Source organism: Brochothrix thermosphacta DSM 20171 = FSL F6-1036 (assembly GCF_036884295.1).
Lineage (GTDB): Bacteria > Bacillota > Bacilli > Lactobacillales > Listeriaceae > Brochothrix > Brochothrix thermosphacta.
Genome location: NZ_CP145608.1, coordinates 587635 through 602207 on the forward strand (window position 1 = coordinate 587635; position 14573 = coordinate 602207).

Annotated in this window: 17 protein-coding genes and 1 tRNA gene; 11 read left to right on the forward strand and 7 right to left on the reverse strand. The window is 36.1% G+C overall.

Features of this window, described 5'->3' with window-relative positions:
- Positions 1 to 160 precede the first annotated feature (160 nt).
- Together V6S17_RS03050 and V6S17_RS03055 are read right to left on the reverse strand one after the other, a co-directional pair.
- The gene (locus V6S17_RS03050) at positions 161 to 1129 is read right to left on the reverse strand and encodes an alpha/beta fold hydrolase (protein WP_029090672.1); all 969 of its coding nucleotides are present in this window, start codon (positions 1127 to 1129) and stop codon (positions 161 to 163) included.
- A gap of 26 nt (positions 1130 to 1155) precedes the next feature.
- Entirely contained in the window at positions 1156 to 1797 is a 642-nt protein-coding gene (locus V6S17_RS03055) for a TetR/AcrR family transcriptional regulator (RefSeq protein ID WP_029090671.1), read from the reverse strand.
- A 202-nt stretch (positions 1798 to 1999) separates the two neighbouring features.
- Between V6S17_RS03055 and V6S17_RS03060 the strand changes: the two genes are divergently transcribed.
- The 8 genes from V6S17_RS03060 (at position 2000) to V6S17_RS03095 (ending at position 8732) form a co-directional block, all read left to right on the forward strand.
- Positions 2000 to 2728: a gamma-glutamyl-gamma-aminobutyrate hydrolase family protein gene (locus V6S17_RS03060; protein WP_051457235.1), complete on the forward strand. Its 729-nt coding sequence runs from the start codon at positions 2000 to 2002 to the stop codon at positions 2726 to 2728.
- Positions 2729 to 2836: 108 nt separating this feature from the next.
- Complete coding sequence (locus V6S17_RS03065) at positions 2837 to 3559, forward strand: gamma-glutamyl-gamma-aminobutyrate hydrolase family protein (protein ID WP_029090669.1); 723 nt, start codon at positions 2837 to 2839, stop codon at positions 3557 to 3559.
- 429 nt (positions 3560 to 3988) lie between these two features.
- A complete protein-coding gene (locus tag V6S17_RS03070) occupies positions 3989 to 4714 on the forward strand; it encodes a GntR family transcriptional regulator (RefSeq protein ID WP_029090668.1) in 726 nt (241 codons plus the stop codon).
- Between the two features lie 45 nt (positions 4715 to 4759).
- Complete coding sequence (locus tag V6S17_RS03075; protein ID WP_029090667.1) at positions 4760 to 5029, forward strand: ACT domain-containing protein; 270 nt, start codon at positions 4760 to 4762, stop codon at positions 5027 to 5029.
- A 15-nt stretch (positions 5030 to 5044) separates the two neighbouring features.
- A complete protein-coding gene (locus V6S17_RS03080; RefSeq protein ID WP_029090666.1) occupies positions 5045 to 6400 on the forward strand; it encodes a PFL family protein in 1356 nt (451 codons plus the stop codon).
- Positions 6401 to 6507: 107 nt separating this feature from the next.
- Entirely contained in the window at positions 6508 to 6672 is a 165-nt protein-coding gene (locus tag V6S17_RS03085; RefSeq protein WP_154657725.1) for an Lmo0850 family protein, read from the forward strand.
- 42 nt (positions 6673 to 6714) lie between these two features.
- Positions 6715 to 7491: a hypothetical protein gene (locus V6S17_RS03090; RefSeq protein WP_029090665.1), complete on the forward strand. Its 777-nt coding sequence runs from the start codon at positions 6715 to 6717 to the stop codon at positions 7489 to 7491.
- A gap of 131 nt (positions 7492 to 7622) precedes the next feature.
- On the forward strand, positions 7623 to 8732 hold the full coding sequence (locus V6S17_RS03095) for a D-alanine--D-alanine ligase (RefSeq protein ID WP_029090664.1): 1110 nt from the start codon (positions 7623 to 7625) through the stop codon (positions 8730 to 8732).
- Between the two features lie 222 nt (positions 8733 to 8954).
- On the opposite strand, the gene V6S17_RS03100 is transcribed toward V6S17_RS03095, so the two are convergent.
- Together V6S17_RS03100 and V6S17_RS03105 are read right to left on the reverse strand one after the other, a co-directional pair.
- Complete coding sequence (locus V6S17_RS03100) at positions 8955 to 9155, reverse strand: cold-shock protein (protein ID WP_029090663.1); 201 nt, start codon at positions 9153 to 9155, stop codon at positions 8955 to 8957.
- Between the two features lie 180 nt (positions 9156 to 9335).
- Positions 9336 to 10067, reverse strand: coding sequence for an MIP/aquaporin family protein (locus V6S17_RS03105; RefSeq protein WP_029090662.1), 732 nt, complete (start codon positions 10065 to 10067; stop codon positions 9336 to 9338).
- Positions 10068 to 10553: 486 nt separating this feature from the next.
- Between V6S17_RS03105 and V6S17_RS03110 the strand changes: the two genes are divergently transcribed.
- Both V6S17_RS03110 and V6S17_RS03115 read left to right on the forward strand, forming a co-directional pair.
- The gene (locus tag V6S17_RS03110; protein WP_029090661.1) at positions 10554 to 11267 is read left to right on the forward strand and encodes a DNA/RNA non-specific endonuclease; all 714 of its coding nucleotides are present in this window, start codon (positions 10554 to 10556) and stop codon (positions 11265 to 11267) included.
- Positions 11268 to 11274: 7 nt separating this feature from the next.
- Positions 11275 to 11664 (forward strand): hypothetical protein, encoded by a 390-nt coding sequence (locus tag V6S17_RS03115; protein ID WP_051457232.1) that lies wholly within the window; start codon positions 11275 to 11277, stop codon positions 11662 to 11664.
- Here the strand turns inward: V6S17_RS03115 and V6S17_RS03120 are convergent.
- Complete coding sequence (locus V6S17_RS03120) at positions 11661 to 12032, reverse strand: PaaI family thioesterase (protein WP_029090660.1); 372 nt, start codon at positions 12030 to 12032, stop codon at positions 11661 to 11663. The two genes, V6S17_RS03115 and V6S17_RS03120, sit on opposite strands and share 4 nt — an antisense overlap.
- Positions 12033 to 12351: 319 nt before the next feature.
- Positions 12352 to 12425: transfer RNA gene (locus tag V6S17_RS03125), tRNA-Arg, on the reverse strand.
- 134 nt (positions 12426 to 12559) lie between these two features.
- Here V6S17_RS03125 and deoC point away from each other — a divergent pair.
- Entirely contained in the window at positions 12560 to 13204 is a 645-nt protein-coding gene (gene deoC / locus V6S17_RS03130; protein WP_029090659.1) for a deoxyribose-phosphate aldolase, read from the forward strand.
- Positions 13205 to 13256: 52 nt separating this feature from the next.
- On the opposite strand, the gene V6S17_RS03135 is transcribed toward deoC, so the two are convergent.
- Positions 13257 to 14510, reverse strand: coding sequence for an MDR family MFS transporter (locus V6S17_RS03135; protein WP_029090658.1), 1254 nt, complete (start codon positions 14508 to 14510; stop codon positions 13257 to 13259).
- Between the last annotated feature and the right edge of the window lie 63 nt (positions 14511 to 14573).

Consider the following 14573-nt stretch of genomic DNA (forward strand, 5'->3'; position numbering starts at 1 on the left):
TTTTTATTATAGACAAAACCTCTAAAAATATCTTTTTTTGAATATGATGTAAGCGATTTTGACTAGGATATGATAAGGCTGAATAGAAACTGAGTGACGACCTGGAACAGTGTTTATCTTCAGTCTTAGGCCGCTAAATTTTATGTTAGCCGCTCTCGTTCTACTTGATGTTGTGTGAATCTAGGAACTCAGTGACATCATTAGCAATTGTTTTAACTTGAGTGTGATGTAAGTAGTGAGGCCCTTTTAATATTTCAATTTTACCATTTGGATTTCCTTTAATTAATCCTTCGTGACCCGCTGTCCATGTGGTTGGATCGGCTTCATCACTTTCAGATGAGATGATGAAGAAAACAGGTAAATCTTTTGGAAGCGAGACTTTAGATGCTGACTTAAAGTTTTGTGTGAAACGCTTCGCTTCGTCACCAACGTCCTCATTCATCATGTTGCGGTAACCTATGTATTTTACTTGATCCTTAACTTCTTGACTTGCACGTGGAGGTAACATTAAGGCATCTGGCATAATTGATGCAATTAAACGGTTGAAGCCCATTTTGTTAAGAGTTTGTAAGCTTTCAACAGGAATATCTTCCATCGGTTGTGTTGGGTAGCTGCTATCGATACCGATAAAAGCATTCACTTCATCACCATAACGAGAAATATATTCTATTGCGTAAATACCAGCGATCGAATGTCCCATTAACGTATAATCTTTAATATCCAATTTTTGTAATACTTGGTGAAGTTCTTTGTTCATATTAGCTGTTGTACGTGGTGTTTCTGTGACATCACTCATACCGTAACCGAATGGTTCAACGATAACGATTTGATAATTTTTATCCAATAAACGACCTAACTCATCGTAATCATTACCTGGAGAAGGTGTGCCATATCCTGGTAATAAAACAATTGTTGGCTTGTCTTTCCCTTTACCAAGTGTCACAACGTTCATTTTATGACCACCATCAATAGTGACCTTTTGACCATAATCTTCAATTTTCTTAGCTTCACTCTTTAAAGCGAAGTAGTTAACAGTGAAGACGGTTGCAAAAAATAATACAACTAAGGCAATTAAGCCAATCAGAATTTTAATTGAAATACGTAAAGCCTTTTTAAAGAAATTTTTCATAAGTGGATTCCTTTCGTCACGTGCAATTATTTGTTGTTGCCATTGAGAATGTCTGCAATTTTAGTGAGTATGCTGTCATCGATGATTGGTACACCTAGGTTATCTAAAATTTGTTTAGCGACTAATATTTTGGAATTGAATTCTGCTATTGTAGCAGGATAAATCGCTGTTAAAAACCAAGTGCTTAAAACAAGCATGGTTATTTCGGATACAGCTTTTGGATTTTCTACTTTTAAAGAACCATCGGCGTTTCCTTCATCTATAAAAAAACGTATTTGAGGTGCCACAACTTCACTATTATTCAGTAATTGTTTTACTAAAAATTGGGGATTATTAATGAGTGATTGCGATTGAGCATAAAATTTTGCAAGTTCTTCATTAAAGGTAAGCGATACGAAAAAATGTTTTAATTTTTCTAGACCAGTCATATCGTCATGGGATTTGATGACTTCAAACATTTGCGTTTCTGGGAATAATCTTTGATTAACAGCTGCGATAATGGCGTCCTTAGAATCAAAATGGTGATAAATAGCACCACGAGAAAGACCATCTAAGTTAGCGACGATATCTTGAATCGTTGTTTTTTCATAACCTTTTTCAATAAATAAGGCAGTTGCGACTTGTATTATATGAGCAATTGTTTCGTCAGAATTATATTTTTTAGACATTGAATACTCCTTCCTTTAAAAAAACATTCATTCGGTATGTTTTTATAATAAACGATAAAAATTGTTCTGTCAATTATAAGTAGTATTAAAAAATCTGAATACTGTTCTAATTCAGTAAAAAAACTTGCAGTTTTATAAAGATATCGTTATAATCTTATTAATCAGACTAGAATGGTATGAATTAAAAAAGGAGGGCATGAAGATGAAGGCAATGATAGGGATTACTGGCAGTATTATGAAAAACGGGGATCAGCAATTTTGTGATCACAATCAAACGTACGTTGGTCATGACTACATCGAAGCTATTCAAGCAGTGGATGCAATTCCATTAGTGCTTCCTGTCCTTATAAATAAAGATGATGTAACAGCAATTATTTCACGGATTGATGGTTTAATTATATCTGGTGGGTATGATGTGTCTCCCGATATGTATCAACAAGATGCACATACTTTATTAGGAGATACACTTAAAGCGCGTGATATTTATGAAATGGCTTTAATTAAAGAAGCGCTACATCAAAAGAAACCGATATTGGGAATCTGCCGCGGGATGCAGTTGTTAAATATTAGTTTTGGTGGTACGTTGTATCAAGATATTTCTTTGATGAAACCAACAGCTATTCAACATATACAAAGTGGTGCTCCTTCTACAAGTAGTCATGATATTCATATAGCGAGGGAATCAGTTTTACAAGCAGTATTCTCTCAGAATACGATTGCAGTTAATTCTTTTCATCATCAAGTGGTACATCAAGTCGCAGATGGTTTTAAAATTTCAGCCATTAGTGAAGATGGATTGATTGAAGCAATCGAATCTGAAGGGGAGTTACACATACTAGGTGTACAATGGCATCCAGAAATGTTGGCAGATATGATACCGCTATTTCGCCATTTTGTGAAAGAAACACAAGTTCGACAAGTAGCAATTTAAAAGTTGGTAAAAAACAAGCGTATTTAATACAATAGAAGAATAGTAATTCAAATGCCATGGTGAGTGTTATAAAACCAAAGCACATAGAACATTCGAGGGAGATAGGTTATGACAACAGTTATTGGTATATCAGGAAGTGTATTATTGGATCCAATTTATTCACCAGTTATTATTAAGCGTTCATATGTAAATGAACAATACGTGGAAGCTATTGCACAAGAAGGAGCGGTTCCTTTTATCATTCCAGTCACTGATCCAAGTTACATTCCGGCTTTTATTGCACGAATTGATGGTTTGTTATTGAGTGGTGGTTACGATGTTAATCCCTATGAGTATGGTGAAGAAACGTTAAGTCGGGCGGGTGAAAGTTATCCAGAACGCGATTTTTTTGAAAAGGCATTATTGTTAGAGGCCGTTGCACAAGGAAAACCAGTCTTAGGTGTCTGTCGAGGCGCACAAGTAATCAATGTGACATATGGCGGTTCACTTTACCAAGATGTTTCGTATGCTTCACACGCGAAATTACAACATCTTCAAGCAACGGATGGTGCCTTTCCAGTACATGATGTAAAACTCACTAAAGATTCTTGCTTCGCTAAAATTTTTGATAAAGAAGTCATTGGTGTTAATTCATTCCATCATCAGTTGATTAAAGAACTTGCACCTGGTTTTAAGGCCACGGGTAAAACCTCTGATGGTGTTATCGAAGCGCTTGAAAAAGAAGGCGATTTATTTGTGGCAGGTGTACAATGGCACCCTGAACAAATGTATCACCAAAATGATGATATGAAACGCTTGTTTCGAGCTTTTATTGAATATAGTGCTTTATAAAATTTAGTCCTTAGGTCCTTTTCAAATGATTGGTAATCAATCAACGGAGAGGGCTTTTTTTATGGACAGTATGTTAACTCTGTATTTAATCATTTATATCATAGAGCTAGCATTTTATTTAGTAAAATTACTGTTCGACACTAATAAATGCTGTATTAAAAAATGAGGTCCGATGTTTCACTGGTATACTAGATGTTTTAATTTGGGGTAGTTTTAAATTAAACGACACGAAATGTGTAAATAAATAAACGAGAATTGTAAAAAAATGATATTTTGAACGCTTTTATAGGGTGATTTTAGCATTTATTGAGCAAGTTCTTTTTTTTATTTTTTAGATGTGTGAATATCGATTGCTACGCAAAAGGATTATCGTTATACTATTGGTATAGTCAAAAAAAGTCTGTGTTTTTCGGAAGAGGGAGATAATGGATGATTAATAAAAAATCAAAATTACCAATCTATCAGCAAATTCAAAATGAAATAAAAAAAGACATTGATAACGCTAAATGGTCAGTACATGAGGCTATCCCAGCAGAACGACAATTAGCTGAATTATTCAATGTTTCGCGAATGACTGTTCGTCAAGCGATTCAAGCATTAGTTGATGATGGCGTACTATATCGTCGAATTGGTTCGGGAACATATGTTTCGGAAGAAAAGGTAACTGAAAATATGGATGCGGTTACAAGTTTTACAAACCTTATGCTTAAGCAAGGGAAAACACCATCTTCTCATATTGTTTCTTTTTCGATGAAACCAGTCACACGTCAAGAAGCGAAGGCTTTAGAATTAGATGAGGATGATGATGTCTTACGGATTGAACGTATAAGATATGGTGACAGCACACCTATTTTGTTTGAAACAGCAGCAATACCAATGAATATTGCGAGTAAATTAACACGTGATGAATTGACGAATTCTTTATTTCAAACAGTAAGTGATAAATTTCATCTAACAATTGGTGATGCACAACAAACGATGGAGGCTGTAGCTGTATCAGAAAAAATAGCCCCATTATTGGAAGTGCCTTTAGGTACACCTGTTATGCGACTGCGACAAACAACAGCACTGAGTGATGGCACATTATTTGAATATGTTGATTCACAATATGTCGGTAGTCGTTTCAAATTCTCGACACGTATTCATGGTGGTTAACTTAATAATTGCCTGAAAATAAACTTTAAAGGGGACGAATCATAAATGAAAGCAATCGTAACGGTATTAGGAAGAGATGGCACAGGAATTATCGCAGGTGTTAGTACTTTGCTTGCACAGGAGTCAATCAATATCTTAAATGTCTCACAAACAATTTTAGATGGTAACTTCACAATGATGATGACAGTTGATATGTCGAATGCTAAAAATGATTTGGAAACTGTCAAAGTTAAAGCTGATAAACTAAGCGAACAATTAAAAGTGCAAATTGCGATTCAAAATCAAGCGATTTTTGATCGTATGCATCAATTATAAGGGGGACCACATCAAATGGAGACAGCACAAGTCTTAGAAACAATTCGTATGATACAGGAAGAAAACCTTGATATTCGTACAATTACAATGGGGATTTCCCTTCTAGATTGTATTGATAGTGATGGTGAAGTAGCGCGTCAGAAAATCTATAATAAAATTGTGACGAAGGCTGCTAAATTGGTAGAAGTTGGTGAACAGATTAGTGCCGAATATGGTATCCCGATTATTAATAAACGTATATCTGTGACACCGATTGCTTTAATTGCAGGGGCATCAGGTGATACAGATTATGTTGCATATGCTCATACTTTGGATCAAGCAGCCAAGGCAGTTGGCGTTAACTTTATTGGTGGTTTTTCAGCTCTAGTTGAAAAAGGATACAATATTGGTGATGAACGTTTGATTGCCTCGATTCCTCAAGCATTAGCACAAACAGAACGTGTTTGTTCATCGGTTAATGTAGGGACAACAAGAGCGGGTATTAATATGGATGCCGTCAAACAAATGGGTGAAATTATTAAAGAGACGGCTGAATTGACTGGGGATAACCAAGGACTGTGTTGTGCAAAATTAGTTGTGTTTGCAAATGCAGTTGAAGATAACCCTTTTATGGCTGGTGCTTTTCATGGTGTAGGTGAAGCAGATTGTGTTATTCACGTTGGTGTTAGTGGTCCTGGTGTTGTTAAGCGAGCATTGGAGCAAGTTAAAGGTGAATCATTTGATGTGGTAGCTGAGACTGTGAAAAAAACAGCCTTTAAAATCACACGAATGGGACAACTCGTTGGTGTAGAAGCCTCTGAAAGACTGGGGGTACCATTTGGTATTGTTGACTTATCATTGGCACCAACGCCTGCAATCGGTGATTCGGTCGCTCATGTTTTAGAGGAAATGGGTTTAGAAGTTGTTGGAACACACGGAACAACAGCGGCACTGGCATTATTAAATGATGCTGTGAAAAAAGGTGGCGTTATGGCCTGTGGTCATGTGGGTGGTTTGAGCGGTGCATTTATTCCTGTTTCTGAAGATGCGGGGATGATTGATGCGGTCGTAAATGGTTCGTTGACGCTCTCTAAACTAGAGGCAATGACAGCTATTTGTTCTGTTGGACTTGATATGATTGCAATTCCTGGTGATACACCAGCTGAAACAATAGCAGCAATGATTGCAGATGAAGCGGCAATCGGTGTGATTAACCATAAAACAACAGCGGTACGTCTCATTCCTGCACCAGGAACAAAAGTAGGTGATGTTGTTGAGTTTGGTGGGCTACTTGGATATTGTCCAGTTATGCCAATTAATCAATACTCTTCAGCTGAATTTATTCACCGTGGCGGAAGAATTCCGGCACCAATCCACTCATTTAAAAATTAAATGAATAATAATTTCAAAAATATGTTCTAAAATGTGATTATTATTTTCATTTTGTGGTAAAGTAATCCTATAGTAGCTAGTCAAAACTAATCGAGGAGGGCAACGTGATGAGCAAAAATATCCACACAGTTGAAGATAACCTGAATGACATAATTAATAAATTGCAAAAACAGGGCGTAGATGTTGGAAAAACTAAGTCTCGTCATGATGTTTGGAGAAGTATAGTTCAAAGACGGAGCACATTAACAGTAGTACCATCTAACAGAAAATGATTGTTAGAGATAAATAATTCATGTTGGGTCAGGTGAGCGTGGGTGGCGAAAAACGAAGTAAGCATAGACAAAAAGGTTTATTTATATTTAGATACTGTAACGAACAGTGTTATTTCAAGAGGGATTACTTTTCCTGAATTTATTGATGGTATTGGAAAAAAACGATTACCATCAGCCCTATTGTTATTAGATAAAAAATATGACACCGTTAATTACAATCAGCATACTAATTTTGGGTTTATAGATGATACAGAAAAAATGAAGCAGCGTGCTATTGTTCTAGAAAAACAAACGCAAAATTTTTCATGGTTGGATTTTGAAGAAATTGATATGTTAAATCAACTCACTGGCCAAGAAATTGCTGAAATTTTGTATCTGGCTCATCGGGGGACGCATCTCCGTTCGCCTTTTTATTATAAATTACAAAATGAGTATGCCTATTTATCGCTGGACGAAGGAGAACGTACAAAGGTTTATTACCGTGATATAACACGTTTTTATGATATGATTGCTAATGTGATAACAGATCGAATTTCCGTTCTCATACATAAAAAAACATTATTTGGGAAGCCACGTAAAAAAAGCATCGTGGGGTTACCAGTGACCTTATTACGTTCGCTTAAGTTGTTATTGAAAGAAGGTTGTGTTCTATCATTTGACCAACTTGAACGTACGAAAACAGAGATACGTTTACCGATAGCAAATAGTGATGAAGAAAACGATGAAAATATTACATTAGATGGTAATGAAAATGAAATTGTTCCAAAAGCATGGATTGTTTATTCTATTAAAAATAATGAATGGACATTTGAATACTAGAAAAAAAGCCGTTATGTACTTACGGCTTTTTTTACTTTAATAGAATTGATTTAATTTAGAAATTTTTTATAAAACATGGTAAAATATAGTGAAAGATAGGGGCACAAGCAAACTTCTAGGAGGAATTGAGAATGAAGCAAACAGTGGTGGTTTTTTATGGAGGGAAGTCTGCTGAACATGAAGTATCAGTGGTTTCAGCTTTTTCAGTTATTAAAGCATTAGATTATAATCAATTTAATATACAACCGATGTACATCAGCTATGAAGGAAATTGGATTAAAGGGCCAGAATTGCAAGCGCCTATCCAAAATTCAGAACAGTTGAAATTTACTATTAGTGAAACAGGTGACGTTTTATTAGGCGATGGCGAAAAAACACAATCTGTAGGACAAAAAATTAATATTGCCGAGTTTGCAGCATTAGAAAACATCATTGCTTTTCCTGTCTTACATGGTCCTAATGGAGAAGATGGAACAATTCAAGGTTTATTCGAAACATTAAATATCCCTTATGTGGGAGCTAACGTTATCGCATCATCAACAGGTATGGATAAAATCGTTTCTAAAGAGATCTTCAAAGCAGTTGATATCCCACAAGTACCTTTTGTTGCGGTCAGAAATGTTGACTGGCAAGACTCTAAATTAGAGATGATTGAAGCGATAAATACGCTGAATTATCCAGTATTTGTTAAACCAGCGAATATGGGATCAAGTGTCGGTATTTCAAAAGTAATGAAAGAATCAGAATTGGATGCTGCTATGACAGAAGCGTTCCTATTTGACCGCCGTATCGTCGTAGAACAGGGCGTTACAGCTCGAGAAATCGAAGTTGCGGTACTTGGGAACGAAAGACCTGAAGTCTCGTTAGCGGGCGAAATAATGCCTAAAGGCGACAGTCATGCTTTTTATACATATAAAGCTAAATATGCGGATACATCAACAGAGCTCATTATTCCTTCGCCGTTAGATGATGGTGTGTATGATCAAATTGTTGAGTATGCTAAGCAAGCTTATATTGCTTTAGACGGTACTGGTGTGTCGCGTGCGGATTTCTTTGTAACGGCAGATAACAGTATCTATTTAAATGAATTAAACACAATGCCAGGCTTTACACCAGTCAGCATGTTCCCGCTCTTGTGGGCAGAATCAGGGTTGCCATATGGTGAGCTGCTCAATCGAATGATCGAATTAGCAATGGAGCGTTATGAGCAGAAATCCCGCTTGCAAAATAAGAATAATTAATCAAAAGATACAGTCTCACATTTAAATGTGGGCTGTTTTTTTTGAGAAGAAATGAGAGGAACTCAATAAGGGGTATCATTGGGAAGTATTTTCTCGATGGATTGGTACTCGCTTTCGCTCCGTCCCATACTCTCATCGTAAGCTCATACCTTCGCAGCAATGTTAGCACGAACACAAAAAAACACCCACTCCATAAAGAAGTGGGTGTTTCTTAATCAACAATTAGTCTTTAACAACGTTAGCTGCTTGAGGACCGCGTTGACCATCTTCAACGTCGAAAGATACTGCTTGACCTTCGTCTAATGATTTGAAACCATCAGATTGGATCGCTGAGAAATGTACGAATACATCATCGCCATCTTCGCGTTCGATAAAACCGAAACCTTTTTCTGCGTTAAACCATTTTACTTTACCGTTTGCCATTTTAAAACAAACCTCCTTATGCCTTTAGGCGTATATTGATTCCTGTTGGACATAAAAATGGAAGTGAAACACTTACAAATTACTCCTACAAAAATACTATAAACTAAGAATACCACACTTTGGCAATAATTCATAATACATTTTTAAAATAATACAATAAAAAGTGAAAAAATTTAATATTTATAGATATAAAAAGTGATAAAGACTAATCGCTACGACGCCAGCAAGGAGTGGTGCCACGACTGGAACCCACGCATAATTCCAATGAGAACTCCCTTTATTTTGTAAACGCAGTACGCTATGTAAGATACGTGGCATCAAGTCCCGTGCGGGATTGAGTGCTGGTCCAGTGGAACCGCCGATACAAAGTACCAAGGCACAAACAAGGAAACCAAGTGCTAAATGGGCTGTTCTAGAATTGTCTGCGAAGAAAGGAGCTCGGGTAATTCCGACAGCACCAAAGAAAAGACTAAAACTTCCAATAAATTCATTAATAAAACCATTTAATTTACTATTTGCATTATTGTTCGTGGAAAATGTTGCTAAAATTCGTTCTGCTTCTTTTGTTTTATCGTAATAAGGTTTAAAAGCAGCAACTACAATTAATTGTCCGATTAAAGCACCAAGTAATTGTGCACCGATATAAGGAAGAACCTCTGACCAAGGGAACATGTCATTAAATGCAAGCCCAATTGTAAAAGCTGGATTAATATGGTTACCACTAATACCACCAAAAATAAGTGCGGGCATCATGACAGCAAAACCATAACCAAAAGCAATGACAATCCATCCTGAATTATGTCCTTTCGTTCCTTTAAGTTCCACATTTGCGACAGCACCATTACCGATGATAATTAAAAGAGCAGTACCAATTATTTCTGAAATAATTCTTGTTGTTAAGTCGTATGGCATGATATACCTCCAATAGTTACTAATCAAGTTGTCTCTTTTCAGAGTAAAGATAAATAATCAAGCTAGGTTGTTGCTCTTCGTTCACTCAGGATTACGTACTGTATGTACGTGCCCCGTCATTCACTTATCGCGCCTACTATCTCAATCATTCTCTTCACACTGTTCAGAGTAAAGATAAATAATCAAGCTAGGTTGATTATATTTACTCTGTTTATATTGTAGGTAATATAGGTAATAAACTGTTGTTCGCTACAATTTAAACCAAGTTCTCCTTGATCGTGTACATGTTATATAAACATTTTACCCAAAAAGGAGTATTGAAGACAACAAAATTCGTAATTGTCTTGAAATCGACAAAAGAAAAAGACAACTATGTGACGAAAAAAGCTTTGTCCACTTGGAAATTGTGCCATTTAAAATGATGGGATAAGCGATAGTAATACGTTATACTAAAGATATCAAATAAGCAGGAGTGAGTAAATTCAGATGGCAAAGAAAAAACAGTACAGAAAGATAACGAAAAAAGAGTATAAACGATTAAGTAAAATGAAGCTTTCTTCATTGTTAATCGTCATAGCATTAGCCTTGGTAGTACAGCTATATAATTATTATACGAATGATACAAAAAAGGATACTCACTCATCTAGTGTTTCAAATGAATCACGTGCAAGCAAGTACAAAAAAACTGCGCCGCCTATCAATGAAACAGATGATCATTTAACCGATAATGGTGCACCTGATTTCAGTGATGCCGATTTAGACGAGTCACAATCAGGTTATATTCATTATGGAGAGTTAGATAAGTTAGGTCGAGTAACAACAGCCGAAGCACTAATTACAAAATCAATGTATGATACGGGAACCAAAGCAGAGTATAATATAAAACCAACAGGCTTTATTTCGGGTAAAGAACCGTACTTACATTCCCGTGGTCATTTGATTGGTAAACAATTGGGTGGAAGTGGCACAGATCGTCGCAATTTGATGACTATATATCAATATCCGGTTAATTCACCAGATATGACAAATTATGAGAACGCTATTCGCCGATCAATATTAAAAGGTGATAAGGTTCGTTATAGAGTTATACCGCTTTTTAAAGACGATGAGTTAATGCCTGCTTACGTTAAAATGGAAGGTCAAAGCTTAACAACGAAAGGTGATATTAAGTTTAATGTAACAATAAAAAACGAAAGGTAGATGCGCGATGAATTGGACCAATTACCTGGATTCACTGTCAGTCGATGAATTGCTTGAAAAATTGGCTGCAGATCAAATCACGGATTATAAAGAATATTTGTTGTTTAATGCCTACGAGTTTCAAGAAAAACTGTGTGCAATTTATGAAAAACTCAAAGCTGAGGATACTGTTGTACTCAATTTATACAATCCTAATCTCGATTCAGGCGATGATTTACTCGTTGCAATGACGATTGATGGCGATTATATTATTGAGCAAAATAAAACGACACTGGTAGTTCCAGTATCGTTAGAGGCAGCAGCTGTTGAAGTTTATCCATATCCAGCTGTTCAATTTTTAAAAGCCTATACAAACAAACAAATAACATCAAATATACTTGCTGATATAATAGATTAAGGTCGTTTAGCTTTAACAGCCATTGTACAGCGACTCACAGCGATTAAGTTATTAGATTCATCAACGACTCGAACATCCCAGACATGGCTTGTACGGCCAATATGGATTGGTAAAGCAGTAGCTGTAACAGAACCTATATTAACAGCTTTTAAATGGTTAATATTTAGCTCTAAGCCAAAAATAATTTCGTTTTCTTTTATATGTTGTAACGCACCCAAGCTTGCAACAGTTTCAGCTAATGCAGCTGTTGCACCACCGTGTAAGTAACCAAATGATTGCGTTGTTGCTGCATTAACGGGCATGTTGTAAATGATTGTTTCTTTGGAAACTGAGAGGGGCTTCATTTGTAATTGATCCATTAAAGTCATAAAAATCACTCCTTAAACTATTTTGTATGCAAGTAGATATATTTCTGATATTGATAGATTGCTCTTTTAAAAATAATGAGTTAACTACTGAATTTAGTGCTAAAATCAGTATAATTATATCGTTTTTTTGAGTAAATAGAATAATCATTTAGTCTATTAGTAGACATAATTAGTCGATGCTCATTTTAATTTTTATGTAAAGCAATATTTATATAATAATAAAAAACGAAGAGTTAAAGAATCGTAACATACTTTTATAATAGTAAAATATAAAAACCTTAGAATGCCTATCTTTAAAGGTTTTCTAAGGTTTAAACTATGCCCCGAGCGGGACTCGAACCCACGGCACATCGTTTAGGAAACGAATGCTCTATCCAACTGAGCTACCGAGACTAATATAATGATTATAACAAAAGAGTTGAGTGATAAACAAGCGCTGTTTGTGTTATAATACAATTTTTTATTGAGAGAATTGTCGGGTAGTGTTATGCTAAAAGAGGATAGTGTATGAATAAGGAGGATTTTCGATGTCAGTCGCTAAAATGATAGATCACACGTTATTAAAACCAGATGCAACACAGGAAGAAATTGAACAATTGATTAAAGAGGCAAAACAATACGATTTTGCATCAGTATGTATCAATGCTTCGTGGGTACAGTTGGCTGCTCAACAATTAAAAGAAACAGAGATAGATGTCTGTACGGTTGTCGGTTTTCCATTAGGAGCAACGACAACAGCAGTTAAAAAATATGAAGCTGAAGAAGCCTTAGAAAATGGCGCAAATGAAATCGATATGGTAATGAATATCGGAGCTTTAAAAAGTGGAAATGACGAATTAGTACAAGCAGAAATAGAAACAATCGCTATATTGGTACATCGTTATAATGGGTTGTTGAAGGTAATTCTTGAAACATCACTTTTGAGTGATGAGCAAATAGAACGTGCCTGTCAGTTAGCAGTCGCTGCTGGAACTGATTATGTTAAAACGTCAACAGGATTTAATGGGGACGGTGCAACAGTTGAAGCTGTTTCATTAATGAGACGTACAGTTGGTGAAAAAGTGGGTGTGAAAGCATCAGGAGGTATTCGTACCAAGGATGATTTGCAACGCATGATTGTTGCAGGTGCGAACCGCGTGGGTGCCAGCTCAAGTATCGAACTTATTCGTTAATACAAAAAAAGACCTCCCTTAGATTTTTCTAAAGGAGGTCTTTTTTTGTGAACTATTCTGTTGTTAGCTTTCGTTGTTCCATTTTGAAGACGAAATGATAGATAACACCGCTAATTAAAGCGAGGATAGCCATCACTACAAAAGTAGGGAAGTAACCAATACCTACTGAGATAGTTACCATCAAAGGTGCAATAACACGTCCAATTGTATTTCTAAGACCTGATGCACTAAAGTACATAGCACGATTATCAATCGGCGCAATGCGTGCAACAAAACTTTGTTGGAAACCAACGACCATTACTTCGGCTATACTGAATACGATCATAGCAATAATGAATTGCCAAACCGAGATTGATGAGCCAAAAATGATTAATCCAACGGCATAAAAAATACAAGACAGTACAAACACAAGACCTTCTTTGTAGCGAGACATCCATTTTGTCACAGCAATAGCAGTCAAGGCAACGATGAAACCGTTAATTGCTAAAGTGATAGCAAAGACTTGTTCAGCATTTAATGTCATTGTTAAGAAATTAACTGTAGTCGGTATCACTTCCTTAATATAAATCGGGAAGAGCATATCTATTTGCATGATTGTTTGCATTGTTAAAATACCAGCGATGATAAACATCAAGAAAAGTTTATCACGTAACACAACTTTATAGCTGGCAAATTGTTCCTTCAATACAGCGCCAATCGTTTGTTTTGGTGCTGGTTCTTTACCAAGGACTGAAGGCGCTGTTTCATGTGTTAACTTAACTAGTGCAAGCAATAAGATGCTTTCTAAGATGATGATCACAATTACAGACTGAACAGGATAATTGATGTATAAGACAGCACCTAGTAGAGGACCTACAACAACGGCAATATTAAGCATCGTGAAGAAAATCGAAAAGACATAGGCACGGTGTTTTTCAGGTACGACATCAGCAATCATTGCCTGTGCCGCAGGTTGATAAAAAGAACCTGCGATACTTACACCAGTAAAAGCAATTAAGACGAGCAAAGGTGAATTAATCAGAGAACTACGAGCAAAAGCAAATAAAACAAAGCACATGATTTCGCCACTAATTGCAACAATTAACATGCGTTTTCGACCAAATTTATCGGCTAAAAAACCGCCAAGCAATCCAGTGAAAGCAGTGATTAGTTGTGATGTAATCAGCAAAATTCCAGCGGTTGTCCGTCCAAGTGTTTCTGAAAAATAGAGTGTTAAAAAAGGGAATATCATCCAAAAAGAAATGTCTACAAAGGCTTCTCCGTAAAGTCTTACTTTTAGGTTGACATCCCATTCGCTATAGCGCATGGTCATCCTCCTAAAATAACAGGCTTGTATCATATAATAAATCAAGTCGTCATTAATTATTTT

Bases quoted from the DNA above. Each gene is read 5' to 3' on its own strand.
- deoC (WP_029090659.1), top strand. From the start codon at position 12,560: ATGTCAGTCGCTAAAATGATAGATCACACGTTATTAAAACCAGATGCA.
- V6S17_RS03105 (WP_029090662.1), bottom strand. From the start codon at position 10,067: ATGCCATACGACTTAACAACAAGAATTATTTCAGAAATAATTGGTACT.
- V6S17_RS03095 (WP_029090664.1), top strand. From the start codon at position 7,623: ATGAAGCAAACAGTGGTGGTTTTTTATGGAGGGAAGTCTGCTGAACAT.
- V6S17_RS03055 (WP_029090671.1), bottom strand. From the start codon at position 1,797: ATGTCTAAAAAATATAATTCTGACGAAACAATTGCTCATATAATACAA.
- V6S17_RS03120 (WP_029090660.1), bottom strand. From the start codon at position 12,032: ATGACTTTAATGGATCAATTACAAATGAAGCCCCTCTCAGTTTCCAAA.
- V6S17_RS03080 (WP_029090666.1), top strand. From the start codon at position 5,045: ATGGAGACAGCACAAGTCTTAGAAACAATTCGTATGATACAGGAAGAA.
- V6S17_RS03135 (WP_029090658.1), bottom strand. From the start codon at position 14,510: ATGCGCTATAGCGAATGGGATGTCAACCTAAAAGTAAGACTTTACGGA.
- V6S17_RS03075 (WP_029090667.1), top strand. From the start codon at position 4,760: ATGAAAGCAATCGTAACGGTATTAGGAAGAGATGGCACAGGAATTATC.
- V6S17_RS03100 (WP_029090663.1), bottom strand. From the start codon at position 9,155: ATGGCAAACGGTAAAGTAAAATGGTTTAACGCAGAAAAAGGTTTCGGT.
- V6S17_RS03065 (WP_029090669.1), top strand. From the start codon at position 2,837: ATGACAACAGTTATTGGTATATCAGGAAGTGTATTATTGGATCCAATT.
- V6S17_RS03050 (WP_029090672.1), bottom strand. From the start codon at position 1,129: ATGAAAAATTTCTTTAAAAAGGCTTTACGTATTTCAATTAAAATTCTG.
- V6S17_RS03115 (WP_051457232.1), top strand. From the start codon at position 11,275: ATGAATTGGACCAATTACCTGGATTCACTGTCAGTCGATGAATTGCTT.
- V6S17_RS03110 (WP_029090661.1), top strand. From the start codon at position 10,554: ATGGCAAAGAAAAAACAGTACAGAAAGATAACGAAAAAAGAGTATAAA.
- V6S17_RS03070 (WP_029090668.1), top strand. From the start codon at position 3,989: ATGATTAATAAAAAATCAAAATTACCAATCTATCAGCAAATTCAAAAT.
- V6S17_RS03085 (WP_154657725.1), top strand. From the start codon at position 6,508: ATGAGCAAAAATATCCACACAGTTGAAGATAACCTGAATGACATAATT.
- V6S17_RS03060 (WP_051457235.1), top strand. From the start codon at position 2,000: ATGAAGGCAATGATAGGGATTACTGGCAGTATTATGAAAAACGGGGAT.